25 protein-coding genes, 2 pseudogenes and 1 other annotated feature are annotated in these 25,754 nt (G+C 36.7%); of the genes and pseudogenes, 21 read left to right on the top strand and 6 right to left on the bottom strand.

Annotated features, from left to right (window positions below; genetic code table 11):
- Positions 1-42: 42 nt before the first annotated feature.
- Positions 43-1,008 (bottom strand): alpha-E domain-containing protein, encoded by a 966-nt coding sequence (locus ACIQLB_RS10075; RefSeq protein WP_400724593.1) that lies wholly within the window; start codon positions 1,006-1,008, stop codon positions 43-45.
- Entirely contained in the window at positions 962-2,452 is a 1,491-nt protein-coding gene (locus tag ACIQLB_RS10070) for a circularly permuted type 2 ATP-grasp protein (protein WP_400724590.1), read from the bottom strand. Before ACIQLB_RS10070 ends, ACIQLB_RS10075 begins: the two co-directional genes overlap by 47 nt.
- A gap of 76 nt (positions 2,453-2,528) precedes the next feature.
- Between ACIQLB_RS10070 and ACIQLB_RS10065 the strand changes: the two genes are divergently transcribed.
- Positions 2,529-2,942, top strand: coding sequence for a hypothetical protein (locus ACIQLB_RS10065; RefSeq protein ID WP_400724587.1), 414 nt, complete (start codon positions 2,529-2,531; stop codon positions 2,940-2,942).
- Here ACIQLB_RS10065 and ACIQLB_RS10060 read toward each other — a convergent pair.
- Positions 2,935-3,078, bottom strand: a complete 144-nt coding sequence (locus ACIQLB_RS10060) for a hypothetical protein (RefSeq protein WP_400724585.1) — start codon at positions 3,076-3,078, stop codon at positions 2,935-2,937. The genes ACIQLB_RS10065 and ACIQLB_RS10060 overlap by 8 nt on opposite strands.
- A gap of 261 nt (positions 3,079-3,339) precedes the next feature.
- Here ACIQLB_RS10060 and ACIQLB_RS10055 point away from each other — a divergent pair, with 261 nt between their 5' ends.
- On the top strand, positions 3,340-4,317 hold the full coding sequence (locus ACIQLB_RS10055) for a tyrosine recombinase XerC (RefSeq protein ID WP_400724582.1): 978 nt from the start codon (positions 3,340-3,342) through the stop codon (positions 4,315-4,317).
- Between the two features lie 62 nt (positions 4,318-4,379).
- Here ACIQLB_RS10055 and ACIQLB_RS10050 read toward each other — a convergent pair whose 3' ends face one another.
- Positions 4,380-5,246, bottom strand: a complete 867-nt coding sequence (locus ACIQLB_RS10050) for a LysR family transcriptional regulator (RefSeq protein ID WP_400724579.1) — start codon at positions 5,244-5,246, stop codon at positions 4,380-4,382.
- A gap of 122 nt (positions 5,247-5,368) precedes the next feature.
- On the opposite strand from ACIQLB_RS10050, the gene ACIQLB_RS10045 reads away from it, so the two are divergent.
- The 4 genes from ACIQLB_RS10045 to ACIQLB_RS10030 all read left to right on the top strand — a co-directional run bounded on the left by ACIQLB_RS10045 (position 5,369) and on the right by ACIQLB_RS10030 (position 8,429).
- Positions 5,369-6,472: a Gfo/Idh/MocA family protein gene (locus ACIQLB_RS10045; protein WP_400724577.1), complete on the top strand. Its 1,104-nt coding sequence runs from the start codon at positions 5,369-5,371 to the stop codon at positions 6,470-6,472.
- An 81-nt stretch (positions 6,473-6,553) separates the two neighbouring features.
- On the top strand, positions 6,554-7,066 hold the full coding sequence (locus ACIQLB_RS10040) for a DinB family protein (protein WP_400724574.1): 513 nt from the start codon (positions 6,554-6,556) through the stop codon (positions 7,064-7,066).
- A 320-nt stretch (positions 7,067-7,386) separates the two neighbouring features.
- Positions 7,387-7,785, top strand: a complete 399-nt coding sequence (locus ACIQLB_RS10035) for a YxiJ family protein (RefSeq protein ID WP_400724571.1) — start codon at positions 7,387-7,389, stop codon at positions 7,783-7,785.
- A gap of 110 nt (positions 7,786-7,895) precedes the next feature.
- Positions 7,896-8,429, top strand: a complete 534-nt coding sequence (locus tag ACIQLB_RS10030) for a hypothetical protein (protein WP_400724569.1) — start codon at positions 7,896-7,898, stop codon at positions 8,427-8,429.
- An 84-nt stretch (positions 8,430-8,513) separates the two neighbouring features.
- Here the strand turns inward: ACIQLB_RS10030 and ACIQLB_RS10025 are convergent.
- A pseudogene (locus ACIQLB_RS10025) lies at positions 8,514-9,621 on the bottom strand (transposase); the annotation flags it as partial.
- On the opposite strand from ACIQLB_RS10025, the pseudogene ACIQLB_RS10020 reads away from it, so the two are divergent.
- The 13 genes and pseudogenes from ACIQLB_RS10020 to ACIQLB_RS09960 form a co-directional block, all read left to right on the top strand.
- Positions 9,610-9,891: pseudogene (locus ACIQLB_RS10020) on the top strand (helix-turn-helix domain-containing protein); the annotation flags it as partial. The pseudogenes ACIQLB_RS10025 and ACIQLB_RS10020 overlap by 12 nt on opposite strands.
- 63 nt (positions 9,892-9,954) lie before the next feature.
- Positions 9,955-10,917, top strand: a complete 963-nt coding sequence (locus ACIQLB_RS10015; RefSeq protein ID WP_400724566.1) for a helix-turn-helix transcriptional regulator — start codon at positions 9,955-9,957, stop codon at positions 10,915-10,917.
- Between the two features lie 75 nt (positions 10,918-10,992).
- Positions 10,993-11,625 (top strand): type 1 glutamine amidotransferase family protein, encoded by a 633-nt coding sequence (locus tag ACIQLB_RS10010; protein WP_400724563.1) that lies wholly within the window; start codon positions 10,993-10,995, stop codon positions 11,623-11,625.
- A gap of 351 nt (positions 11,626-11,976) precedes the next feature.
- The gene (locus ACIQLB_RS10005; RefSeq protein WP_049665318.1) at positions 11,977-12,126 is read left to right on the top strand and encodes a hypothetical protein; all 150 of its coding nucleotides are present in this window, start codon (positions 11,977-11,979) and stop codon (positions 12,124-12,126) included.
- A 259-nt stretch (positions 12,127-12,385) separates the two neighbouring features.
- Positions 12,386-12,556, top strand: a complete 171-nt coding sequence (locus tag ACIQLB_RS10000; protein ID WP_400724558.1) for a transcriptional regulator — start codon at positions 12,386-12,388, stop codon at positions 12,554-12,556.
- Positions 12,557-12,942: 386 nt separating this feature from the next.
- Positions 12,943-14,646 (top strand): putative bifunctional diguanylate cyclase/phosphodiesterase, encoded by a 1,704-nt coding sequence (locus ACIQLB_RS09995; protein ID WP_400724555.1) that lies wholly within the window; start codon positions 12,943-12,945, stop codon positions 14,644-14,646.
- Between the two features lie 275 nt (positions 14,647-14,921).
- Positions 14,922-15,227: a hypothetical protein gene (locus ACIQLB_RS09990; protein ID WP_400724553.1), complete on the top strand. Its 306-nt coding sequence runs from the start codon at positions 14,922-14,924 to the stop codon at positions 15,225-15,227.
- 751 nt (positions 15,228-15,978) lie between these two features.
- Entirely contained in the window at positions 15,979-16,983 is a 1,005-nt protein-coding gene (rsgA, locus tag ACIQLB_RS09985; RefSeq protein WP_400724550.1) for a ribosome small subunit-dependent GTPase A, read from the top strand.
- A 60-nt stretch (positions 16,984-17,043) separates the two neighbouring features.
- Complete coding sequence (locus tag ACIQLB_RS09980; RefSeq protein ID WP_400724547.1) at positions 17,044-18,060, top strand: aminoglycoside phosphotransferase family protein; 1,017 nt, start codon at positions 17,044-17,046, stop codon at positions 18,058-18,060.
- A 222-nt stretch (positions 18,061-18,282) separates the two neighbouring features.
- Positions 18,283-18,501: a binding site (T-box leader), on the top strand.
- A gap of 63 nt (positions 18,502-18,564) precedes the next feature.
- Complete coding sequence (proS, locus tag ACIQLB_RS09975) at positions 18,565-20,001, top strand: proline--tRNA ligase (RefSeq protein WP_400724544.1); 1,437 nt, start codon at positions 18,565-18,567, stop codon at positions 19,999-20,001.
- Positions 20,002-20,289: 288 nt separating this feature from the next.
- Positions 20,290-20,922 (top strand): TetR/AcrR family transcriptional regulator, encoded by a 633-nt coding sequence (locus ACIQLB_RS09970; RefSeq protein ID WP_400724541.1) that lies wholly within the window; start codon positions 20,290-20,292, stop codon positions 20,920-20,922.
- 35 nt (positions 20,923-20,957) lie between these two features.
- Positions 20,958-21,719 carry an ABC transporter ATP-binding protein gene (locus tag ACIQLB_RS09965; RefSeq protein ID WP_400724538.1) on the top strand — a complete coding sequence of 254 codons (762 nt, stop codon included), beginning with the start codon at positions 20,958-20,960 and terminating at the stop codon, positions 21,717-21,719.
- 59 nt (positions 21,720-21,778) lie between these two features.
- A complete protein-coding gene (locus ACIQLB_RS09960; protein WP_400724536.1) occupies positions 21,779-23,566 on the top strand; it encodes a hypothetical protein in 1,788 nt (595 codons plus the stop codon).
- Between the two features lie 215 nt (positions 23,567-23,781).
- Here ACIQLB_RS09960 and ACIQLB_RS09955 read toward each other — a convergent pair whose 3' ends face one another.
- Positions 23,782-24,531 (bottom strand): MerR family transcriptional regulator, encoded by a 750-nt coding sequence (locus ACIQLB_RS09955; RefSeq protein ID WP_400724534.1) that lies wholly within the window; start codon positions 24,529-24,531, stop codon positions 23,782-23,784.
- Between the two features lie 371 nt (positions 24,532-24,902).
- On the opposite strand from ACIQLB_RS09955, the gene ACIQLB_RS09950 reads away from it, so the two are divergent.
- Entirely contained in the window at positions 24,903-25,229 is a 327-nt protein-coding gene (locus tag ACIQLB_RS09950) for an ArsR/SmtB family transcription factor (RefSeq protein WP_400724531.1), read from the top strand.
- On the top strand, positions 25,226-25,636 hold the full coding sequence (locus ACIQLB_RS09945) for an SRPBCC family protein (protein ID WP_400724528.1): 411 nt from the start codon (positions 25,226-25,228) through the stop codon (positions 25,634-25,636). The genes ACIQLB_RS09950 and ACIQLB_RS09945 overlap by 4 nt, the downstream gene beginning before the upstream one ends.
- The last annotated feature ends 118 nt before the right edge of the window (positions 25,637-25,754 follow it).

The raw sequence follows: 25,754 nt of genomic DNA, 5'->3' as shown, positions 1-25,754 counted from the left end.
TTACTGACTTGCTTGTTGAAAGGGAGCTGTGGTTGATTCCTTTCAAGGTTGTACGCTGGGTTCATATAAATGATAAATTGTTGCAAATGTATTGCCAAAATCAATACATTGACACAATCTTTCCTCCATTAATAAAATAATTTCCTCTAATGTAATATTCCATAAATCTACATTCATCATGGCAAATAATAAACTTTTTAATGGGGTATGAAGCTCTAAAAACTTTGCTGAAAGAGGATCGTTTTCTAAGCAAATAAATGCTTCTTCTAATTTTTGTAAGCAAAACATCACTGAACGAGGGTAATGCTTATCATGTAATAAATATTGAATAACGCAATGTAAATTGGTTTGGCGATGCTTTTGCAAATAAGACTCCGTCGCCCCTGATAAATCGAGTAAAAATGATCCGTCCGCTTCTATTAAGGAGATGGCTATTTCCTTATGTTGCTCCAGTATAATTAAAGCCATACGAATCGTCTTTTCTGCACGTTCTAACCATTTCCCAACTTGCATGAAATAAAAGGGTAAATCTCGATCCATCGAGCCTTCGATAAGCCCTGTAACCGTCAAAGAAGTCTTTCGAACATTTTGCAAAAAAGAGTTAAGTACGATAAGTGGAATTGGTCTTTCACGTCCCAACATTTCTTGCTGTAACGATAAATAAAAGGCATTTTGCAATTCCCAAAGTTCAATGGGAATGCTATCTCGAGTTACACGAGCATTTTCTCTAACCGCACGTAAAGTAGCATGAAGGGCGTTACTATTATTATTAGAAAAGAGTAGATATTCGATAAGTGGATTGACTCGAATCGACTCGTAAAAGATCAAGTACTCTTCCTTCGAGGCACAAATATCCAACACCGCTTCCCAATGATCAATGTATTCATTTTCTTTGCCAGATTGCTCCAACATATTCAACAGCTGTACTTGTAATATATGTGCATTCGTTTGTGATCGTTCACTATATCGTGCCATCCAGTATAGTGCATCGGCTACTCGACTTAGCATACTGCAATTCCTCCTTTAATATCCATGTATCTTTTGCTCCTCCGCCCTGAGAAGAATTCACGACTAATGATCCTTCTTTTAATGCTACACGCGATAAACCTCCTGGAAGCACATAAATATCCTCGCCCTTCATCACATAAACACGTAAATCGACATGACAAGGATAGAATCTCCCATCCTGGAAGGCCGGTGCTCTAGACAGACTAATCGTTGGTTGTGCAATGTATTGAGACGGGTTTTCTATAATTTTTTCTTTGAAAATAGCCATTTCTTCATCGCTCGCATGCGGACCAATTAACATATCATAGCCACCAGAGGCACTAACGTTTTTTATGACAAGCTCTTCCATATGCTTAAGGACCCAAGCTCGATGTCTATCATCAGCTAGATGATAGGTCTTCACATTACGTAAAATAGGTTCCTCTTTCAAATAGTAGCGAATCATATCCGGTACATAGGCATACATCGCTTTATCATCAGCAACACCGTTACCAACAGCATTTAAAATAGCAATATTTCCAGCCTTATAAGCATCCATAATATGAGGAACTCCAAGTAAAGAATCCTCACGAAAAACAACAGGATCTAAGAAATCATCATCAATTCGTCGATAAATAATATCAATTTGCTCTAGTCCGTAGATTGTCTTCATGTACACCTTATTGTCTCGGACAACTAAATCACGGCCTTCGACAAGCTGAATATTGAGCTGCTGTGCTAAGAAAACATGATCGTAATATGCCGAATTATACATGCCTGCTGTTAAGAGAACAGCTTTAGGTTCTACATCTGGCTTCATGCCGGGTGGTCGGTGAGCAAGGAGTGCCTTCTTCATAAAGGCCATTTGTTTATCAAGAGATTGAATCGTATGTTTAGAGAAAAATTCAGGATACACTTCCTTCATAGCAGATCGATTTTGAAAGACATAAGAAATTCCTGAAGGATTGCGTAAATTATCTTCTAACACGTAGTAAACGCCATTTTCGTCACGAATCAAATCGATACCCGCTAAAAAAATATGATTATCGATAGGTACCTTTAAACCAAGCATTTCTTTATAATAATACGGATTGTTTTCAATGAGCTGTTTCGGAATAAGCCCATCCTCAACAATAGACTGGTCATGGTAGACATCTTGTAAAAAGCAATTTAAGGCTTTCACACGCTGTTTCATACCCGCTTCAATTACTTCCCACTGTTCATGTGGAATAATAATAGGTATAAAATCAAAGGGCATTGTCCGCTCTGTTCCACCTTGTGCACCGTATACGGTAAATGTAATACCTTGTTTAAGGAATCTTGAGTGTGCCTGCTGATATTTTTCTTCTAATTGCTCATTTGTGAAAGCATTGAGCTTATGGTGGAAAGACCGATAATGAGGCTTAGGTTGATTGCCATCGAACATTTCATCAAAAAACAAACCAGATTCATAGAACTTCATCATATGGATCGCCCTCCGAATTTAAGTAGTAGAGAAAACGTGTTAAACTAAGAATGAATACATAAAAGGAGTAGAAAAAATGACAATCATTAATTTAATGCAAGCATATGAGCTAGACAAGCTTTCAAAATTAGATTTTACTGATGAGGAGATTGTACGCACATTGCAAACAGGGGATGTATCAGTTTGGCAGGAAAAAGTACCAAACTATGAATTTTCCGAAACAATGGCACTTTATCAAGAAGGGGAACAATTGTTCTTAGACGCTCTCCATGGTAACTACCGCATCAAATATGTAACTTTGCCAGGTATTCAACGTTTACTGTATATTCGTTTCCAATTAGAAGAAGATAAGGATTATCAATTATTAGAAACAGGTATCCAGCATTTAACTTGTGATGTTGAAGCTATCGCTAAGCTTCAACAGATGCTATCAACAAACTGGTCTTTAGCAAAACAAGTAGATGGGACTTATAGTATTTTTGTTAAGTAACAGTTTCGCCTTGGCCTATTTGTAGCTGTCGCTTTGCTTTCGCTACAGATAAACAATACGCCGAAATCGACAAAAACCAAATAATCCCATGCGCGTTGTGAGAAGAATCGACACGTATAGTTACCCATCTTTTCATTTTTCGAATCGTCTCAGAGCATTTAACTCACTAGATTTAAATATTCATTTTTTTTGCGTTTTATACCTAAAAAGTGAAACTTTCAAAAAACTTTTAAAAAAGGTGATTTTCTTTCTAAAAGAGAATCATCTTTTTTTATCGCCTATAAGAAGAACGTTTGTTCTAATGAATAAAAAATAGTATTTTTTTCACCATAAAGTTCCCAAATTTATATTTGGGAACGTTTTTTCGTGGTAAAATAGAGAATATAGAGGTGATTTTATGGAAAAGACGAAGTTTCCTAAAATAATGAGGGATTTCCTTGTCTATCTAACGACGATTAAAGGGAAGTCTCATCGCACAAGAAAAGAATATGAATATGATTTGACATTATTCTTCCGTTTCTACATAGCAATTCAGAATGATCATGATCTATCAGATTTAACGAAAATAGATATTTCTACTATTTCAATAGAAGAAATTCGCGAAATGACACTAGAGGATCTTTATTTATTTATGGAATATTGCGAGGTACAGCGTGGGAATTCTGCATCAGCGAGAGCTCGTAAAGTAGCAACGTTGAAATCATTTTTTAAATACCTAAAAGGGAAACGACGTCTACTAGAGGAGAATCCGGCAGATGAATTAGAAACACCAAAAATAGGACGGAAAAAACCTATCTATATGAACATCGAGGAAGCGACGCAATTTATCGATGGCATCCAGCCAAATCGTGCTTCACCAAGGAATTATTGTATGATGATGTTTTTCTTGAATTTAGGGATTCGTGTTACTGAGCTTTGTCAGCTAAATAAATCATCTATACAAGGTCGCTACTTAACGGTTGTTGGTAAAGGGAATAAAGAGCGGACAGTTTATTTGAATGATAGCTGCATCCAGGCACTTACAGACTATGAAAATAGCGGAAAGACAACATATAAAGGCGAGGAGGAAGAACCTCTTTTCGTCTCACAAAAGGGAACACGCTTTACCCGTCAAACTGTTGCTAAAATTGTTAAACAAATTAATCAGCAATCCGGACTTCAAAAAGAGCGACTGACGCCACATAAGTTACGTCATACTTCCGCTACAATGATGTATAAATCAGGGGCAGATATTAGAAGTCTTCAGCATATACTAGGCCATTCAAGTGTTGCAACGACACAAATCTATACTCATATAGAAGATGAAGAGCTACAACATGTACTCGAAAATAATCCGTTTAATATTGTTCGTACTAGAGAGCAGTTCATTGAATAACACAGTGCAACAAAAAAGCCGATTATCCTTATATCAAGGAATCGGCTTTATTCGCACTATTATCAGTTGTTAGCTTTTATTTCATCGATAGAGTTTGTTAGCTCAATAAACTGTCTTTCAATGGGTGTAAAATCGTGGTTTAAACGAGTAATTAAATATAAATCAACGAATCTAAAAGATGATGGTATATCTAAGTATTGTTGAATGTTATATCGATTTACTATACGTTTAGAAACTAAAGTAATTCCCATGCCCATCATGGCAAATTGGATTAAAGTTTCTGAATCTCCTACTTCAATAATTTCTCCATGCGTAATATTTAAACGCCTATACATATTTTGTAATATTGAAAGATACAAACAGTTATCAGAAAGCACAAGTAAGTTTTGTTCATTAGTAAAGTCCTCGAATACTGTACTCCGATCAATACCTGAACCTATGACAACCATTTCTTCAAAAGCTACTTTTTTATACTTTATATTATTATTTTTTAATGATCCAATCGTATATGCTACATCAATTTTTCCTAGGAGAATTTGATTTTCTATATACTCTGTTGAACCTGTTTTTAATGTTACCGATACATCAGGGTGTGTTTGATAAAGCTTATTTAAAGCTTGTGTTATTTGAGTTCCTCCCATTGAAATCATCGTACCAACTCGGAGTTTTTCCTCATGTTTTATCATCATATTTTCTGTTTCTTCCCAAACAAACAATATTTTCTTAAATTGATGATATAATTTTTCTCCCTCTTTCGTTAGTGTTACACCTTTAGAATTTCTAATAAATAATTCTTGGTTATAATGGTTTTCAATTTTTTTAATTTTTGCTGTCATGTTCGATTGCAAGTGATTCAATTTAGTGGCAGCAGCAGATATACTTTTTAGTTCTGCAACTGATACAAAAGCTTTCATGTTTTCAATATCCATTTCCATTCACATCCATCAAAAAAAGTGATAGCACCATCAAAAATTAACATTTAATATGATGTCTCGTTTTCATTATACTGTATAAAGTTAATAGTATTTTAAAAGTTTTGGAGGAATCGTTAATGGAAAATAGAATAATAAAAGTAGGGATAATAGGTGGATCCATGAATAACCAATGGGCAAGTCAAACACATATTCCAGCTTTGAAGAACAATCCCTTTTACAAAATAACAGCAATCGGAACTTCGAACATGGTTACTGCTAGAGAAAGTGCCAAAATCCTAAATGCTTCTCATGCTTTCACAAATTATAAGGAATTGGCTCAATCGAAAGATGTCGACTTAGTAGTTGTAAGTATCAAGGTCCCTCATCATTATGATGCTGTGATGGCAGTACTAGATGAAAATAAACATATTTATTGTGAATGGCCACTAGCTATCAATACGGAGCAAGCTGAAAAAATGGCTAAATTGGCAGACGAACGAAATATTCATCACGCAATTGGACTACAGGGAAGGCAATCTCCAGAGGTTAATTATTTAAAACAAGCAATTAAACAAGGGGATATCGGTAAGGTCATTTCCTGTACTATGCAGGTTGCTACACAAGGAAAAGGGGGAATAACAGATGAAAAAAGCCGTTATCTTTTACACGAAAATAATGGTGCAACCCTTCTTGCCATTAACGGTGGGCACTCTTTAGATGTACTCTGTTATATTTTAGGTGATTTCAAAGAATTATCAGCTACAATGAATGTCCATTTTACTGAAGCTCTCGTACAAGAAACAGGCAAGACAACAGAAAAAAACACAGCTGATCAAATATTAATACAAGGAACGCTATTTGATGGCACTTCAGCATCTGTACACATACAAGGTGGAGTTTATCCTGCTTTTCAATTAGAAATTAGGGGAGAAAAGGGAGCATTTCGCTTAACACAGAAAAATTCCTATGGTCATGTCCAATTTGGTAACCTTATCATTGAAAAAATGATACATCCTAATAATTTGCATAACTTTAAAGATGTTTTATATGAAGAAGTAAACATTCCATCAGAAATAAATAATGACGCTAAAGGCTATGTGAATCAAGCTTATACGATGCTGGCAAAAGATATATTTAAGTGCACAAAGCAAATTCCGGATTTTAATGATGCTGTCAAACTGCATCGGTTGTTAGATACAGTTCAAAAATCTGTAAAGACGGGTAAACGAATACTGATATAAACAAATTCTAAAGAATACTTCACATCGTATAAAACATATACAGAAAAGGAAATAAAAAAACATTGGTGGAGGAGATATCACATGAATCAGTTAATAAACGATCATTTATATGAAACAAGAAATAACTTAATAGAAGAAATTAAATTATTAAGCGATACTCAATTGAATGCTAAACCTGATGCAAACAGTTGGAGTATTGCCCAAGTTTGCCATCACTTAGTTTTAGTGGAGGAGTCTTCAGTAAAAGCGATTGTATGGGGTTTAAAACAAGAAGATAATAAGCAAACAGAACGTAAAAATGTTCAACTTATCGTTGATAGAACACAGAAAATTCCAGCACCAAAAATTGTTGAACCAGCAGAAGACGTTTTTACAGTTCAGCGAATTATTGACTTGCTTGACAATTCGAGAGAAAAATTAACAGCTTTCCTTGATACAATTGAAGATCCATCCATATTAGCAAAAAAATCCTTTAAGCATCCTGCCATTGGTGAATTACCCCTTGATCAATGGGTAGAACAAATATATTTTCATGAACAAAGACACATTGAACAAATAAAAGAAATCAAAGCATTAATCAAAGTTGAGAACTAATGAAATGGAATGTGAAAATTGGAAAAAGGAAATGACAGACACAGAAGTGACAGACACAGAAATGACAGACAGTATGTTAAAGACATAATAATCGAAATTAAAAATTCAATAATAATAGAAATCATCTGGAACATTTTAATTTTTATCCCAAGAATGATATTCCGTTTATTGAAAAATATATGGTGAAATAGCCCAATTTCTTGATATGTATATTGAGAAATTGGGCTTTTTATTGTGTAGATTAATAATGAAGAATCATTAAGATTTTATAGAATAGACAATATATTAAAAGAAAAGGAAAAAACATGATAAATTAATAAATGACCTACTTAAAAAGGGGAGGAATTTATATACCTATTTTAAAACAACTCACTGAAATTAAAAGCGAGTTAGAAAATCCGTTTCCATATAGAGATACGGATAAAATACAAAATGATTTTCGAACAGAATTTTTAAAATTACGAGATGAAAAAAATTGTCTACCTGGCGATTTTAATACTTACTGTATGAATATAGCTGGAACTTTAAGTTATGTATTAGCAGACAAGATAAATAGCATCCCACAAAATCAAATTGAGGTATTACATAAGTCTTTCTTTAATTTCTATAAACAATATAGGTTTTTCGAAAGCAAAGTTGAAGATTATAACGATTTCTTTCAGGAATATAAAACCTTTGAACAAACAAGAAAATTGTTATTAGATCTGTTATCTAAATAAATCAACATATAGTCATATAGAAAAGAAGGAAAGGACAAAGCGCCTTTCCTTTTTTGTCTTTTATGTTAAAATTATCATTATTAACTATTTATTTTAAGATGGGAGAAGTTATGAAGTTTTATAAATTTGCTTGTATATGTACTTTTATTATCCTCTTATCAGGGTGCAATGCATTTTCGACTAAAATTGAAGTACCATCTACTAAATTAACGTCAGAAGATGTAAAAAATGAACCTGTTGTTTCGGATAGCACTCATCAAGAGAAACACAATGAACCTGTTGTTGTAGATATCACTCATAATGAGAAAGACGGTGAAGCAATAGGAAGTTCTCACCCTATTGCTATTGAGATAAATGAAGAGGTAACGTCTCCTATAGGTGAAAGTAAATCATATTTTACTTATGATGGAGATGCACCATTTAAGATATCCGTTTCAAATACTGGTACTGAGAGCTTTATATACAAAATTCGAAATGTAGATAAAGAAACAAAAGTTGTAAATGGTGTTTTAAAAAGTAACGAAAGTTTTGAAAAGGCTTTTGAAGGATTTCCCAAAGGAGCTTATGTTATATCTTACGTTGTAGAAGAGGAAGAGCCCCCTGCAGATATAAAACTAAAGGTAAAGGTAGAGTTACTTCCATAAAGTCTTTAATGGGGTACCGTCAGGAAAATGCGGATTTACAACGCTAAGCCCATTTTCAAGCCGATTCCCCCATTTTTAACAACGTTAAGAAAGTTTCAATGGTCCTAAAGAATCTAACGAGACCATTTTTTCTGAATTAAAATGGTATTCTCCAAGTAAATTAATATGTTCCCAACCTAGAGGTGACATATGGTGCAATAATTCTTCATTAAAACTATCTGACCGTTTTTGATATTCAACTGCTTTTGTTAGATGTAAGGTATTCCAAATACTGATGGCATTGATAATTATGTTTAAAGCACTGGCTCTTTGCAATTGATGCTGTATGGTTCGTTCCCTAAGCTCTCCTTGTTTTCCAAAGAAAATAGCTCTTGCCAGTCCATTCATGGCTTCTCCTTTATTCAATCCTCTTTGTATTTTCTTCTTAGAGATTCATCCGAAATGTAATTAAGAATAAAGATCGTTTTTTCTATTCGCCCCATTTCACGTAAGGCTGTAGCTAAGCTATTTTGTCTTGAATAAGAACCTAATTTCCCCATAATAAGGGATGCTGAGACTGTTCCTTCTCTTATTGAATGGGCTAACCGCAAAACATCTTCATAATTTTCTTCAATGACCTTTGTATTTATTTGTCCACGTAAAATAGCTTCTAGTTTTGGATACTTACTAGCTTTATTTATTGTAAATAATTTTGAGTCCGATAGATCTCTTATCCTTGGAGTAAATTTAAATCCTAATAAATGAGTTAATCCGAAAATTTGGTCTGTGTAACCAGCTGTGTCTGTATAATGTTCCTCAATGTTTAGATCTGTCTCATGGTGTAATAAACCATCCAAAACATGAATTGCATCCCTTGAATTAGTATGAATAATTTTTGTGTAGTAAGAAGAGAATTGATCACTCGGGCTCCTTTTCCAGTTCCGTAATGTGGGTTTGCATCTGCATGTAGTGATGAAACACCTAGCTGCATTCTCATTCCGTCTGATGAAGAAGTTGTACCGTCTCCCCAATAGGAAGACAATTGTAATTTGTGATGAAAATTTACTAATACGGCTTTGGCTTTATTCATTGCGTCTTCATACATGCACCATTGAGATACATTGGCTAATTGCTTATATGTAAGTCGGGGTGTTGCTTCTGCCATCTTACTCAATCCAATATTTAGTCCCATTCCTAAAAGAGCAGCGATAATCCCTACAGCCAATTCTTAATTACGGTTATGGCGGGTGTAAACCAATTAGAACGTGATCTTATCTGTATGCGGCAGCGTGAAGGGATTGAACTGGCTAAGAAAGAAGGAAAGTTTAAAGGTCGGTTAAAGAAGTACCATAAAAATCATGTAGGAATGAATTAAGCAGTAAAGCTTTATAAAGAGGGAGATATGACTATAAATCAAATTTGTGAAATTACAAATGTGTCTAGGGCCTCATTATATAGAAAGCTATCGGAAAGGAACAGTTAATGAGTTATACTGAAAATTGGAAATATATAATAGAAAATAAATTTCATATAGAGGTGGAATTATATGCCTAAAATTGACAATATGTTAGCAATTCTATGGATGCTTCGTTCAGGTGAAAAAATTACTGCAAAACAAATTTCAGAAAAGTTAGAGATGAATATAAGGACTGTGTATCGTTATATTGATACAATTTCAACAAGTGGCGTACCTATAATTTCAGAACCAGGACATAACGGTGGATACACTTTATTGAACAATTTTATTGAGGCTCCTCTATTTTTTGATTTTGAGGAGCAAACTTCACTTTATCATGCTGCTGTTTTTGCAGAAGAAGCTGGATATTATGGTGGTGAAGCACTAAATAGGGCTATTTCAAAGTTAAGCAAATATTCAAATCAAGAGCAGGAAACAAAGATAAACCAACATTTGAGCAGTCTTGAAGTAATAAGTCGATTAAGTTCCCTCTCTATGGAACCTTTCTTGAAGGAGTTGGAGCAGGCCGTAGCTGACGGATACTCTTTAAAAATTCTTTACCATAAAAGTGGCGAAGATCAATCAAAGTATAGATTGGTTGATCCGTACAGAATTATTTATTGGAATAATAAGTGGTATGTGATTGGATTTTGTCATCTTAGGAATGATATCCGTAGTTTTAGAGTAGATCGAATTGAAAGTCTAATGCTAACCGAAAATAAGTTTAACCGGCCAGAAAATTTTTCAGCACGTGACTTTTTTATTAAAAATCTTCTTCCAACTATAGAAGATAAGGAAGGGATTATTTCTTTGGTTATTAATGGGGATAAAAGTGTATTGGCTGATATTTGCCAACATTGGTTTTTAGGACATTATTTACAAGAACGGACTTCAAATCAAGCAGTTTTTCTTCTTGAAAAAGATATGATACATACATATGTACCTTATTTACTTTTACCGTACAATAAATCTATTAAAGTTATTGAGCCAATAAGTCTTAAGAAAAGACTTATTGAAGTTCTGTCGGAATTAATAAAATATCATCAAGTATGATAACTTCCCTGACGTTAACTGTCAGGGAAGTTATATTATAATAGGCTATATCAATTGTGATTGGAGTGTTATTGTATGCAAACAAAAAAAGTTTATCTTTATGTATTTAATACAATGTCAGACTGGGAATATGGATATTTAATTGCTGAACTAAACTCAGGAAGATATTTCAAAAAGGATTTAGCACGTTTAAAAGTAATTACAGTGGGAGCTAATAAAGGAATGATTACTACCATGGGAGGACTGAGCATAAAACCAGATATTTCCCTTGGTGAATGTACTCTTGAGAGTAAAGATCTTTTAATTTTACCAGGAGGGACTACTTGGAGAGAAGATATTCATCAACCTATCTTGGAAAGAATTGGCCAAGCTTTAAAGATTGGCACTATTGTTGCTGCAATTTGTGGTGCAACTGAGGCCCTTGCGAATATGGGATACTTAGATTCTAGAAAACACACATGCAATGACTTAGAGTATATTAAAATGGTCTGTCCTAATTATAAAGGAGAAAAATTTTATGAGATGAGACCTGCGGTATCTGGTGAGAATTTGATTACTGCATCAGGAGTAGCACCTCTAGAATTTACGACGGAAGTACTGAAAAAATTAGATGTATTTGCACCCGACACATTACATTCATGGTATAACCTAAATAAGACTCATAAACCTGAATACTTCTTCCAGTTAATGAATTCAATAAATAGCTGAGCTAAAAAATCAACATAGCAGTTTTATATTAGTTCAAATAAAAATAATGAAGTAACTCAAAAGCTCACTTTCTCTATTTTGTTTTGCAGAGAAGTTGGGCTTTTTAATTTAGAATTTCCATATCGTTGTAAATCCGCATTTTCCTGACGCTACCCCTTAATATTCGAAAATAACGAGAGCCATTGTTTTGATCAATCTTTTTTTCAAAACAATGGCTTTTGTTATGTCGTCAAATTAAGGCTTCAAGGATATTTTTAAATTGTAATGCTTGACGAAACAAAGTATCTGTTATATATTAAATAACAATAAAAACAACTGTTATAAAACAGTTTGATTTAAGGAGGAATTCTAATGTCAAAGTATCGTGATGGTTATGAATTTTATTGTGAAATGTGTGAGCGTTATGGGTTAGAGCCAATTTCATTCCGCTATTATTTGCTACAGTTATCACAGCAACAACTTTCAGCTTATAACATGCAAGCAAAACAATTGGGAATTTAAAGGCTTTATAATTAAAGGATGTGGTTATGACGGAAGCCGACGTGAATATTTTATGAAAAGCCCAGCCATACTAAGTTACATGGACTGGGCTTTCGTATATTTGAAAGAAATATCAGAAAATTTATTGACATAGCAAACAGCTGTTATATATTATTAACAAAAATATAATTCTGTTATATAACAAGATATATCAATCAATTATCGCAAGAGCAATGAGAATATTATAACGAAGTTGCACAAATGAAAGGAAGTTATTAGGATGTCAGATTATCGTGAAGGCTATGATTTTTATCGCCAAGTGTGTGAGAAACACGGTTTAGAGCCAATAAATTTTCACTATTATATTTTAAACTTATCTCAGGAGCAACTAGATGCCTACAATGAACGCGCCAAAACATCGGGAGGACAAATAGAATATGAGGTCTCTTAGCTTATAAAATGCCTTGCTGCCTATATGTGACAGTAAGGCATTTTTTGAATATAACATAAATGAAGAAAATATTCAAGTATCGTAAAATTACAGAAAGTTCATATATTCTAAAGGAAAATAGACTAAACATAACATATAAATAGCACTAAAGTAATTAAAGTATTCAAAAACAAGCGTTATTAGTAAGTTAAAAGACCTTGTTTTCGGGGTATATTATATTGAAAACCATCAAATATAGATTTGATGGTTTTGATATTTGGGTTGAATTAACTGCTTTTCTAAGACTATAATATAATTACATAATAAAGGGCGATATCCCATAACTTTATACCTCACTTAAATATAAAGCAAAAGTACCAAACCCTTCTAATGAACGGAGAATGAAAATGACGAATATCATGCCTAGTAGTATCAATCAAATTAACTACAGTCTGAAAGAATTACAAGATATTTTTTCAGCAATGAATAGTTCAATCATTGTAGCAATTACAGACCGAACTGGGAAAATTACGTTTGTTAATGATCATTTTTGCAAAATTTCTAAATATACTCGTGAAGAATTATTAGGGCAAGATCACCGTCTACTCAATTCAGGATTCCATCCAAAATCTTTCTTTAGAGAGATGTGGAAAACTATAGGAAAGGCTGATATGTGGAATGGCGAGGTCTGTAATCGTGCGAAGGATGGTAGTCTTTACTGGGTGAAGACAACGATTATTCCTTTTCTTGATGACAATGGCAAACCGTATCAATATATTGCTATACGAGTTGATATTACTGCCCAAAAGGATATAAAAAAGATAACCCATATTGCTTATCACGATGAATTAACGGGGCTACCAAATCGTCGTAAGTTAGAACAACGTTTAGAAAATGAATTCCATCAATCTCGACGTACAGGAGAAAAGTTTGCGTTATTATTCATTGATGTAAATCGTTTTAAAAACATTAACGATGGACTTGGTCATATCATCGGGGATATGTTCTTAGTGGAAATGGCGAATCGTCTACGCAACGTTGATTATACATCCAATTCTATCTACCGTCACAACAGTGATGAATTTGTTATTATACTAAACGATGTTGACAGAATTGAGGAAAAAGCCGAGGAAATAATCAGCGTCTTTAATGAGAGTTTTATTGTTGATACGTTTGAATTTTACTCCAGTATTAGTATTGGAATTAGTATTTTCCCAGATCATGCAAACTCTGTCGAGGAATTATTGAAAAATGCAGATATTGCTATGTATGCTGCGAAATCGAAACGCGGTAATCAATATCGCTTGTATCGTCCAAATATGGAGGAAATCAATGATAAGTGGCTACTACTTGAAACAAAATTACATCAAGCGTTAAAAAAAGATATTTTGGAATTACATTATCAACCAAAAATTAATTTAAAAACGAATAAAGTGATTGGCATGGAGGCATTACTTCGCTGGCATGATCCTGGACTAGGTCATATGCCACCGGATCGCTTTATTCCATTTGCTGAGGAATGTGGGCTCATTAATGATATTGGGGTATGGGTGTTAAGAAAAGCATCTTCCCAGGCACGCACTTGGAATGAAGTACATAATTTAAACTTACGTGTGGCCGTGAACATTTCTCCGATTCATATTAGTACGACAGGCTTTGTTGAAATGGTACATGAAGTTATTGCAGAAACAAAAATAGATCCACACTTCTTAGAAATTGAAATTACAGAAATGAGTATGCTAGATTATACGGAAGACTTAATAAATACAATCAAGCAATTAAGAGCACTTGGTATTACAATTTCATTAGATGATTTCGGAACTGGTTATTCGTCGCTAAATTACTTAAAAAAATTCCCAGTAGATGTTTTAAAAATCGATCGTGCATTCGTTCGTGATATCGTGCCTGAAAAATCAGGCATTGCCATGATTTCAGCTATGATCTCTTTAGCACATGCCTTAAATCTGCAAGTAGTAGCTGAAGGTGTAGAGGAAGAAGCCGAATTAAATGTGCTGCGTGAACATGGCTGCGAGTACGTACAGGGCTATTATTTCAGTAAGCCGTTATCGGTAGAGGACTTTACGAGACTAATAGTTGATAGTAACATGTAGTTAATAATGGAGGATCTTGTCTTTAGTTTAGGACGAGATCCTCTAAGTATTTACGGTTACTTTATTACAAACCCAGTACACATAGCCAGTCCAATCTCCATTAGGTGCTCAATCCTTCGAACCTATTACAATTTTTGTTTCGCCTATAAATCTAACAGAACAATGGAAACACCCGCCTAAGTAGTTTTTTACGCGAACTAATTTTTGAAGATGGATGGAAAATTTACGCTAAAATGTTTTATAGATTATTAACGTCAATTGGGGGGAGCGGTGACTTGAAGAAAAAAGTAATAAGTATTGTTTCTTTGTTGGTTGTAATTATACTGTTGCATTCAACACCAATTATGGCATTAAGAACACATATATTTTTTATGGGTTATCCAAAAGCCGCAATTTCTTCAGGAATTATTGAAGATAAAGATCATAATGAAGTAGATAAAGATAAATTTGCTGAATTAAATGCCAAAGCTTACACCCTAACAAATCCTCCAATAGAAAAAGCTACTCAGGGCGAATTAAGAAACTTTTTGGTGAGGAAATTTGGATTTTTACATTTTGCAGAATACTTAGGTGATACTTAATAACCTTCGTCAGTCAAACGGAGGCTTCGTATTATATATAGTTCAGCCAGAACTTTCTGGTTGAACTTTTTTTAGATTAAATCTATCTGTAGCCAGGGTAGAACGTACGGGGGCGTGGGACATTGATCCCGTCGACTAAACTGCTCACCCCCTACTTGTAGAATTATGTTTGAGGCTGGTTGGGACTTAGAACTCGTATCGCTTATAGTTACTGTAATTGCATTGTCGTTTACTTTTACACAAAAAACTAAACGCAGGAAGCCACCTTCAAATCGAGAACGAAGGTGGCTTTTATCATGTTATATGCGATGGTTGGGGGATTGAGTTGTAGAGGTAGCTGACCGTTAAAATTTGCTAATAACCAAATATTCTGTTGATTTCTCACAACGGGTTATGGCACACTATAGGAGTGGAATTATATTCCAACTTTTTTCTGCGAAAGGAGATGTTTTTAATGACAACTTATATGGTATTGGTGGTTTTAACTTAACCGAATATCGGGTATAGTAAATTCCAATTTTTGATTATAACTTGGAATGAGAGCAAGCGGGAATATCACCCGTGTTTTTTGCTATGCCGTAAACAGTAACCTTTCGTGAATACTGCTGTTAGCGGGATACGATGAATGTCGTATTCCTTTTTGATTATAGTCGACTTTTGACTTTTCTCCGCGAAACAGCAGCTTCTTAGGAGGCTGCTTGTTCGCGGTATTTTTATGCCCAAAAACAACTTTTAGGAGAGGATAAGTTCAATGATTGATTTGAAACAATATGGCTATATCGAAGCCGAAACGCCGCCGATAGGTTTAATACCTGGAAGGGTTACTGAACTACAGCGAGAGCAATATACCGTCATCACCGAACAAGGAGAAGTGACGGCTGTATTGAAGGGCGCTTTCTACCACACTGCGGTGACTCGGGAAGATTTTCCGTGCGTTGGCGATTTTGTATTTCTGCAATACAACGAAAACGGTGCTTCGCGCATTACCAAATTGCTACCTCGACGCTCGAAATTTTCCCGCGCTGACTATTCGGGACACGCGGTAGGGTATGTCAAATCCATACTGGAGCAAGTCGTTGCAACGAATTTTGATTACGTATTTATCGTGTCGTCCCTAAACTGGGATTTCAAGGTCAGCCGCATCATGCGCTACCTGACACAGGCACGGCAGAGCAGCAGCCAGCCTGTCGTAATCTTAACAAAAGCTGACTTGGCCCCGGATTTCAGCGCACCGTTAGTTGAAGTTCAGAAAGCCGCTCCTGATGTGCCAGTACACGCAGTTTCCAGCCACACCGGGAGTGGTTTAGATGGGTTGAGCGAATATCTGCAACCAGGAAAAACCGTGGTATTACTCGGCATGTCCGGTGTGGGAAAATCCTCATTGCTAAACGTCTTGATGAATCAGGAAGTGATGACTGTCAAGGCTATCCGCGAGGCCGACAGCCGGGGACGGCACACAACAACGCATCGCCAGCTTTTCATGCTCCCTTCCGGTGCTATGGTTATTGATACGCCTGGTATGCGTGAACTTGGGCTGTTCGGTGCGAACGACGGGATCAGCGCGGGATTTAACGATGTGGAGGAATTATTCACACAGTGTCGCTTCAATGACTGCCGCCATCAGACGGAGCCGGGCTGTGCAGTTCTTGCCGCCCTTGCCGATGGATCATTGGCACCAGAGCATTGGGAGCGTTACCTTGTACAGAAGCGGGAAAACAAGTTTGTGGATGATAAATCGGGGGGATCGCGTGGATAAACAGGCGTGGCAAAAGTCGATTGTCTTGCGTCATAAGGGTAAAAAGGGAGGATACAAGAAATGAACAACCATGATGAAAAGTTTATAAAGCCCGAAATACTGGCGCTTGTTTTAAGTAAAATGCTCGACAAGACGATAATTCGCGCAGATTATCAACTTAAAGAGTTGCAAGGCGGGACAATAGGAGTTGTTCGGCTTGTAACAGGCATGGTTGAAACTTCTGATGGCGAAAATCTGCCGTATAAGATAGTTTGGAAAACACAGAAAAAATTTGAGCGTTATGGTGATCCGGATTCATGGCGTAGGGAATACGACCTCTATGTATCGGATTTCAAAAAGGTTTTCTCCGACTCGTTCAGGTGGCCGGAGTGTTATCACGTCGAAATAAATGGCGATGAGATTCAACTGTGGATGGAATATATTGATGGTGTGTCAGGCTTGAATCTAACCTCGGAAATGTATGAACGTATAGCCGAGGAATTGGGGCAATTTCAAGGTAAGTTGTACACTGAGCGACCAAAAGCATTGCAGAATTTGTCCAATTTAAGCAAGGTTGAGTTTATGAAAAACCACTATCTGCGTTATCAGTCATGGAATGTTTTGTATGATTATATACGCTCCGATGACTGTGAAATCCCGAAGCACCTGTGTAAAATGCTCATAGACTTAGATAACAATGCGGACGAAATATTCAGTCGAATTGAAAAGCTACCAATAGTGCTTTGCCACAGAGATTTTTGGGTGGCAAATATATTCTATTCGGACAGTAAAATCGTACTTATCGATTGGGATACCGCAGGATGGGGGTACATGGGCGAGGATATCGCGAGTTTAATAACTGATGAAGCGGACGTCTGTCATATGATGGAATACTACCAAAAATGCATTCCGGCATATTACAGGGGTTTTTCGGAAAATGCGGATGTGTCCCATGTATCCGAACATTGTATCTATGAACTAATTCTTGCTATGTTCGGATACAGGCTTGTGGAGTGGTATAAATTCGCTAAGTCGCCCGAAGATAAATCAAATCACCTTGATACCTTGCAAAAAATCCATGAGATGAGAAATATGTAGATCAATAACTTTTTTTATTTTAATTTAATCTATCAGTAGCCAGGGTAGAACGTACAGGGGCGTGGGATGTTTCACTTGCTCAGAAATATTTATGAATTTTGGCTAGTTAGAAGCAATTTGGTCACCGGTAAGTAAAGTCAATTTTCTGATATTTCCCGAAAAATAATCGTTTTTAATTAAATATTTGAAATTATTTAACTGTTTTGCTAAAGTTATATAAAATATGAATTGATGATGTGGCCAAGTAAGGTAGAATCGTGAAACAGAGAATATAGCAATTGCTGAGAGCTATATCACCGCTTCTTATCTGAAACCTACCACGGAGATGTTATGCAAACATAACCGAGTCGTTTTCGTTACAAAACGTTTGAGGGTTTTAAGATTTCTTAAAACTAAATTCAAGGTGGTACCACGTTTAGTCGGCACAAAGACGTCCTTATTTGAAGGACGCTTTGTGCTTTTTATTTTTTCAGTGGGTAAAGTTGCAGAAATGGAGGAGAGAATATGACAACACAACAAAGCGATTTTTCAAAATGGTACATTGAGACAATCCAAAAGGCAGATTTAATGGATTATACACCAGTGCGTGGCTGTATCGCATTTAAACCAGACGGCTATGAAATTTGGGAACATATTCAGGCAGAAATGGACCGTCGTTTTAAAGAAAGTGGCCATCGCAACGCTTATTTCCCTATGCTAATCCCTGAATCCTTCTTTCAAAAAGAAAAAGATCATATCGAAGGTTTCTCACCTGAGCTTCCTTGGGTGACAGAGGCTGCAGGTGAGAAATTAGAAGAACGTCTAGCGCTTCGTCCAACTTCTGAAACGCTGATTGGCCATCTCTATTCGAATTGGATTAAAAGCTACCGTGATTTGCCGGTCTTGATTAATCAATGGGCAAATGTTTTTCGTTGGGAAAAGAAAACACTTCCGTTCATTCGAACATCTGAATTTTTGTGGCAGGAGCGCCATACAGCACATATCGATGAAGACGATGCACGAAAAGAAACAATGCAAATGTTAGCTATCTATAAGGAGGTAGTAGAAGGTTTACTTGCAATTCCTGTCTATGATGGACAAAAAACACCTTCTGAACGTTTTGCAGGCGCAGTTGATACATTTTCTATCGAAGCAATGATGAAAAATGGAAAGGCCGTACAAGCTGGTACCTCTCACTATTTAGGGACAAAGTTCGCTGAAGCCTTTGATATTAAATATTTAAATAAAGCCAATCAGCATGACTATGTACACACTACGTCTTGGGGAACTTCCACACGTTTAATTGGTTCAGTGATTATGGTTCATGGTGATGAACAGGGGCTTATTTTACCGCCACGAATTGCACCAACTCAAGTTGTCTTAATACCTGTAGGTCCATGGAAAAAGACCCCTGAAGTGATGGAGAAGCTAGATGATATTTATGCGGCCCTTAAGAACAAGGGAATTCGAGTACGTCTTGATGACTCCGACCAATCACCAGGCTTCAAATTTAATGAATGGGAATTAAAAGGCGTACCAGTTCGAATTGAATTAGGACCTCGTGACTTAGAGAAAAACCAGGCATTGTTAAAAGCACGAGATGAAGATGACAAGCAATCCATTGACCTGAATGACCTTGTTTCAGCAATTGAAGAAGAACTGACAACAATGCAAAGTCGTTTATTTGAAAAAGCACGCAAATTCCGTGATGAAAACGCACATACAACGATCGATACACTTAAAGATTTACAGCAGCATATTAACATTTCCAAGGAAAATGGATCTATTCCTGGTTGGGTTCTTGCTGGATGGTGTGGAGCTGATGCCTGCGAGGAAAAAGTGAAAGAAGAGACAAAATATACTTCTCGTAACATTCCATTTAACCCACCAACTACGAAAACTACATGTATTTGCTGTGGAAATGAAGCAAAACATACAGTTTGGTTTGCTCAAGCATATTAATAATTGAAAAAATGATACAGCATTAAGCTTGCTTCTCTAATTTAGAGAAGCGGGCTTTTTTCTGTTTCATAAAAAAATAGTAGCTCTATGGAAAGGTCAGACTCGCCATCAATAAGTTCTTGGTTCTTCAATATCAGTTAGAACCATTCATAGAAATTTGCGCATCTATATCGATTATTAATCCTAAAAATACAATCTAACCTTGACCTAGATTCACCATCTCTAGAAATTCCAAAAAAGACCAAAATAACAATTGAATTTTTTGAACGGTCATGCTAATTTTAAAATATGAATATAAATAATAATGCAAACAATCAAAAAAAGCGAAGTTTTATAGAAGCTGCCAGACAAACGCAAATTGTGGAGTGCGCAATCGAGACGATTGCCAGTTTGGGATTTGCACAAGCATCCTTAGCTCAAATTGCCAAACGTGCAGGTATTAGTACGGGCGTGATATCCTATCACTTCAAAAGCAAAGAAGCGTTGATCGGGCAGGTCATTGAAAAGGTGTACACTTCCGGCGACTCTTATATGCACCCGCTTGTACAATCTGCCACTAGTGCAAGGGACATGTTAAGCGTATACATTGAAAGCAACATTGCCTTTATGTCTGCACATAAGACGTATATGTTAGCTCTATTAGAAATTTGGTCAGGAATTCGGCCTAAGGAAGGAAAGGAGTCGTTTGTTTTTAGTCTTCAAGAGGCAGCTATTCACGACTTAGAGCAGATTTTCCAATTTGGGCAAATGAACGGAGAATTTCGAACATTTTCTCCCAGAGTTATGGCAATAACAATTAGACAGGCGATCGACGGAGTGCCGCCGCAAATAATGACGAATCCCGAACTGGATCTTGATGCTTATGCAAAAGAATTAATCACTTTGTTTCAATTGGCAACCGATCAGAACGTAACTTTGTGAGCATAATCAGAAGGCAACTTAAGGAGGAAAATGTTATGACAGACGGGGATTCGGCCCTTCAACTGCTCGGGTTGAGTAAAAAATTTGGAGAAAACACTGTTGTTAACAGTGTCAATTTGACTGTGCCTTGCGGTTCATTTTTCGGTTTGGTAGGCCCGAACGGTGCAGGAAAAACGACTCTATTATCTATGGCAATAGGTTTGCTACGCCCAGACAGTGGAGTGTCTAGAATATTCGGTGTTGATGTTTGGTCAAATCCTTTACAAGCAAAGACGTTAGTCGGGGTTCTGCCGGATGGCATGTCATTGCCAGAAAGGTTAACCGGGCGTGAACTTTTGACTTATATGGGATTGCTGCGTGGACTTGATGCGAAGACTGTTGCCGAGCGTACAGAAGAATTGCTTGCGATCTTGGATTTCCGTGACGATGAGCATACGCTTGTTATCAACTACTCCACTGGAATGAGAAAGAAGATTGGTCTTGCCACGGCCCTTCTACATTCCCCAAAGCTTCTTGTGCTTGACGAGCCGTTCGAGGCGGTTGATCCTATCTCCGCGTCAACAATAAGAACCATCTTGCAGCATTTTGTTGCCAGTGGCGGTTCTGTCATCTTATCTAGCCATGTCATGGCGTTAGTCGAGCAGTTGTGTGATCATGTTGCTGTTATTGCGAAGGGGAGTGTGGCGGCTACTGGTCCATTGGAAATAGTCCGTAATGGTAAAAGTCTGGAAGAGGCTTTCGTTCACTTAGTTGGGAATCACTCTGGAGAAGGAAAGAGACTATCATGGTTAATGTAATGATTCGAATGAAGATATCCTTGCTTCGCCACTCGATGAGCGGAGGACGAGCGACTCTTATGATTATAGGCGGTGTAATCGGTCTATTGCTAGCAGTTAGTACGATTCTACTTGGTGTACTATATAATCATGAAACATCGGCAGATCTAATCTGCATCGCTTTTGGATTTTGGATGATTGGTTGGATCATAGGGCCTATGTTAGTTGGCGGAGAAGGGGCATTGAAAACGGAATACTTTACCTTGCTACCTATCGCCCAACGAAAATTGGCTATAGGGTTGCTCGGTGCCTCTTTCATCGGTATCGGACCCACCGTTAGCTTAGTCGCCTGTTTCTCTCTCATTGTTTATGCAGCAAGACTTGGAATTTGGCCTGTTATCGTTGCCGTACCTTCAATGTTGTTGCAACTGGCAATCATCATGCTGTTGTCCAAAGTGGTGATGGGGGTGATTGGGGAGGCATCGAAATCCAGATTAGGTTTGGAATTCGGGGCGTTGATCATAGGAGCCGTTATAGCTTTTCTTAACGTCGGTTGGTATTTATTTCCCTCAGTTAGCCTGTTCGTAGAGGAACCGTCGCCAGCAATTTCCTTAGCGGCTCGAATATTGCCATCAGGTTGGGCTATGGTAGCGATCGAAGCCGTAAGTCGATCCCATTACTTTTTAGCTGTGGGTGTTCTCTGTGGTTTGGCTTTATTGTGTGGATTACTATTGATTACATGGGCAAAGCTACTGTCAGTAAGCACAAAAAATGAGGTTCAAATTAATAGATATAGCAGAAATAAATCAATGTTCCTTACTTGTGCCAGCGTGCTAGCGCCAAAGACTTCAAAAATTGGGGTAGTTGTTCTTAAGGAACTGAAGACTTGGATGCGTGATCCGCAGCGAGGGCGATTGTTGCGTATGGGGCTGTGGACGGGATTATTCTACGGCTTATTTGTATCGTTGAGTGGTGTTACTTTATTAATGCCCTGGATCGGCGTAGTCCTTGTGATGTTCACTTGCATATTCTCGAACAATCTTTATGGGTTTGATGGCGGTGCTCTTTGGATATCAATTACTATACCGGGTTCAGAACGAAACGATGTGAGGGGCAGACAGTTTGCATGGATAATGGTTGTAGCACCCGTATCGATCGTAATTTCTCTTATATTCCTTTATTTCAGTAAGTTGGAATGGGCGTGGGCATGGGTTTTGGCTTTGCTTCCATCACTTTTAGGTGGAGGAGCGGGACTTATCTTGTTCCTCTCAGTTTACAAGCTCGTACCTGTGACAGATCCGCATCGACGCGGACGCGGAACAATTGTCTCTGGTGATGACATGAACGGAGGTGAATTATTTTTAACCAATTTATTGATATTGATATTACTGTTTTTTGCATCGATACCTACATTATTCATATTGACTTTAGGGACGTTGCTACATCAAAACTTGCTGAAATGGACCGGTGTACCTGTAGGATTGTGTACCGGCCTATTCATCGCTTGGTATTTCGGACGCTTATCATACCGTCGTTTAGAAGCTCATGGTCCAGATATTCTCTCTTTTATGCAGTGCGGTGGAATAGCTCAATCCGTGGATAACAAAGTAGCTGAAAAAGAGGAGACATTCTCTAATCTATCTTTAGGAAAGTCCGTTTTGGTAGGACTACTCGTTACGATGGGGATTATCTTCACGTTGCCACAGGGGATTGTGCCCATTATTCTCAAGCTTCTAGATGTAAATGTACGAAGTTGGTTTATTGCCCTATATCTTCAAGAGAACGCCCAATTACCTGTATGCCTCTTCTTCATTCTAGTTGGTGTGAGTGCCTTGATTATAACTAGAATAATAATTCGGAAACAGTGAAAAAGAAAAAGAAGAGACAAAATATACTTCTCGTAACATTTTAACCCGCCAACTACGAAAACTACTTGTATTTGCTGTGGAAATGAAGCGAAATACAGTTTGGCTTTGCTCAAGGATACTAAAAATTTTTTCATAACATGTATGATTAGGGAAGAACATATTTTAACCTTCCCTAATCATTTTAGATGGTATCACCAGGGCGGGAATTTTATATTTTATACGGAAAATTTAGCTAGCAAACTAGATAATACTTTATTGAAATTTGCTCCAAACTTTGAGACTTGGGCTATTGCATTTTCGTCGCTTTCATATAGATGAGAAGTAATCTTTGCGAAAGCTTTAGGGTTATTAATATTGAACGTAGCTACATGCAATTCGATCCAACTACTAATAATGTGCATTTGCTTTAACTCATCAGTTTCTTGGGCTAGAGCTTTTAATAGAATATCGCTTTGCTCCATAAACTCATCAAATTCATCCTTCGAAATAGTTGGTAGATTAAGAAACTCCTTCTCCCCCCAAACATCTTTTATAGAGGTGAAATTTTCAACGCTAAGTTGGTTTGCTAGTTGCTCTTTGTCTTTAACTATAGAAGGCATTTTATTGCCCAATACTTTTTTAAATACTTCAAAATCCATATCTTTCTCTCCTTTGAGAATAGAATCTATCAAGGAAATTATACTTTCAAGTCCTTCTTTCTTTTGCGCCATGAGCGAACGTTGCCTTGATAGTTTAGTTTGATAATCAGAAGTAGGATCGTTTAGCAATAACTCAATTTCTTTTAAAGAGAATCCCAGCTCTTTATAGAATAAAATTTGCTGCAGCTTAATTAATGAATCTGAATCATATTGTCGATATCCGGATTGCGTATAATTTGAAGGCTTCAATAAATCAATTTTGTCATAATATTGCAAGGTTCTAACTGAAACACCCGTTAAATGCGAAATTTCTTTAATTGTTTTCACTAAGAATCACCCCTGATATCTAGAATATAAAGTATTACGTTACGTAGTAGTCAACTACAGAGATTAAATTTTTATGGATTTAATAAGGCAAACCGAATAATCTAATTTCGGTTTGTTTTTTTATTGAAAGCAAAAAATCGAGTGATCAAATAGGCTTAGACTGTTAGTGATACTACAAGTACACGGGGAATCCAAACCTAACACAAATTCCAATGCATTTTCTAAAATGATTATATAGCAAAATGTATTTTAATTAATGATTAGAGAATAAAACTATTGCCATTATCCCAAAATAAATTTGACTAGACACTAATTAGTGTCATATAATTAAGACACCAATCAGTGTCCAATTCATAAGGGGGGGGTCGATTTTGAGCGACAAGACTCAAGAGCGTGATGTTTATGCTGCTATTGCTGACCCCACAAGACGTCAATTAATACGCTTGTTGGCAGATGCGAAAGAATTACCTCTTCACGAATTAACGTCTCAATTTCAAATGGGTCGCACAGCAGTTTCTAAGCATTTGGCTATCCTTAAAGATGCTGATCTCGTAATTGCTCGAAGGGTTGGTAGAGAAACGAGGTATCGGTTGAATGCCGGTCCTTTGAAAGAAATTCAAGATTGGGTATCATATTACGAAGGATTCTGGAAAGAAAGAATGGCTATATTAAATCTTTTATTGGAGGAAGAAAAATGACAGCAGATGTATCTTTAGATTATCAATTTACAAGTTCAATCGAGAAAGTTTGGAACGCATTAACGGATTCAGACACTCTAGAAAAATGGATTTGGAAAAATGACTTTAAACCAATCGTAGGACATAAATTTCAATTCCGAGCTGAGCCAAATGAATGGTGGGATGGAATTGTCAATTGCGAGGTACTTAAAGTGGAAGAGCCTCATACATTATCTTACACTTGGGCAAGTGCCGGAGAAATCACTACTGTGACATGGACGTTGACAGAAGGTTCAGATGGAACTACACATTTACATCTTGATCAAAGCGGATTCAGTGAAGCAACGAAAGCTCGCGAAGGAGCAATCGAGGGTGCTAAATATGCTTGGGTTAACATGGGGAATCAGCTTGAAAAAGTGTTAGCATAAAATGATTTCTTCTTCTCCCATGATACCTGCTTTTCAAGATCAACCTTTTAAGCAGGTATCAAAAAGGTAAGGAGAATAATCCATATTAATCGTTTGGCGCTTTTCAGGACACGAAAAG

This window comes from Lysinibacillus sp. NPDC092081 (assembly GCF_044755845.1).
Taxonomy (GTDB): Bacteria; Bacillota; Bacilli; order Bacillales_A; family Planococcaceae; genus Lysinibacillus.
This window is presented reverse-complemented; position numbering and strand designations above follow the sequence as displayed.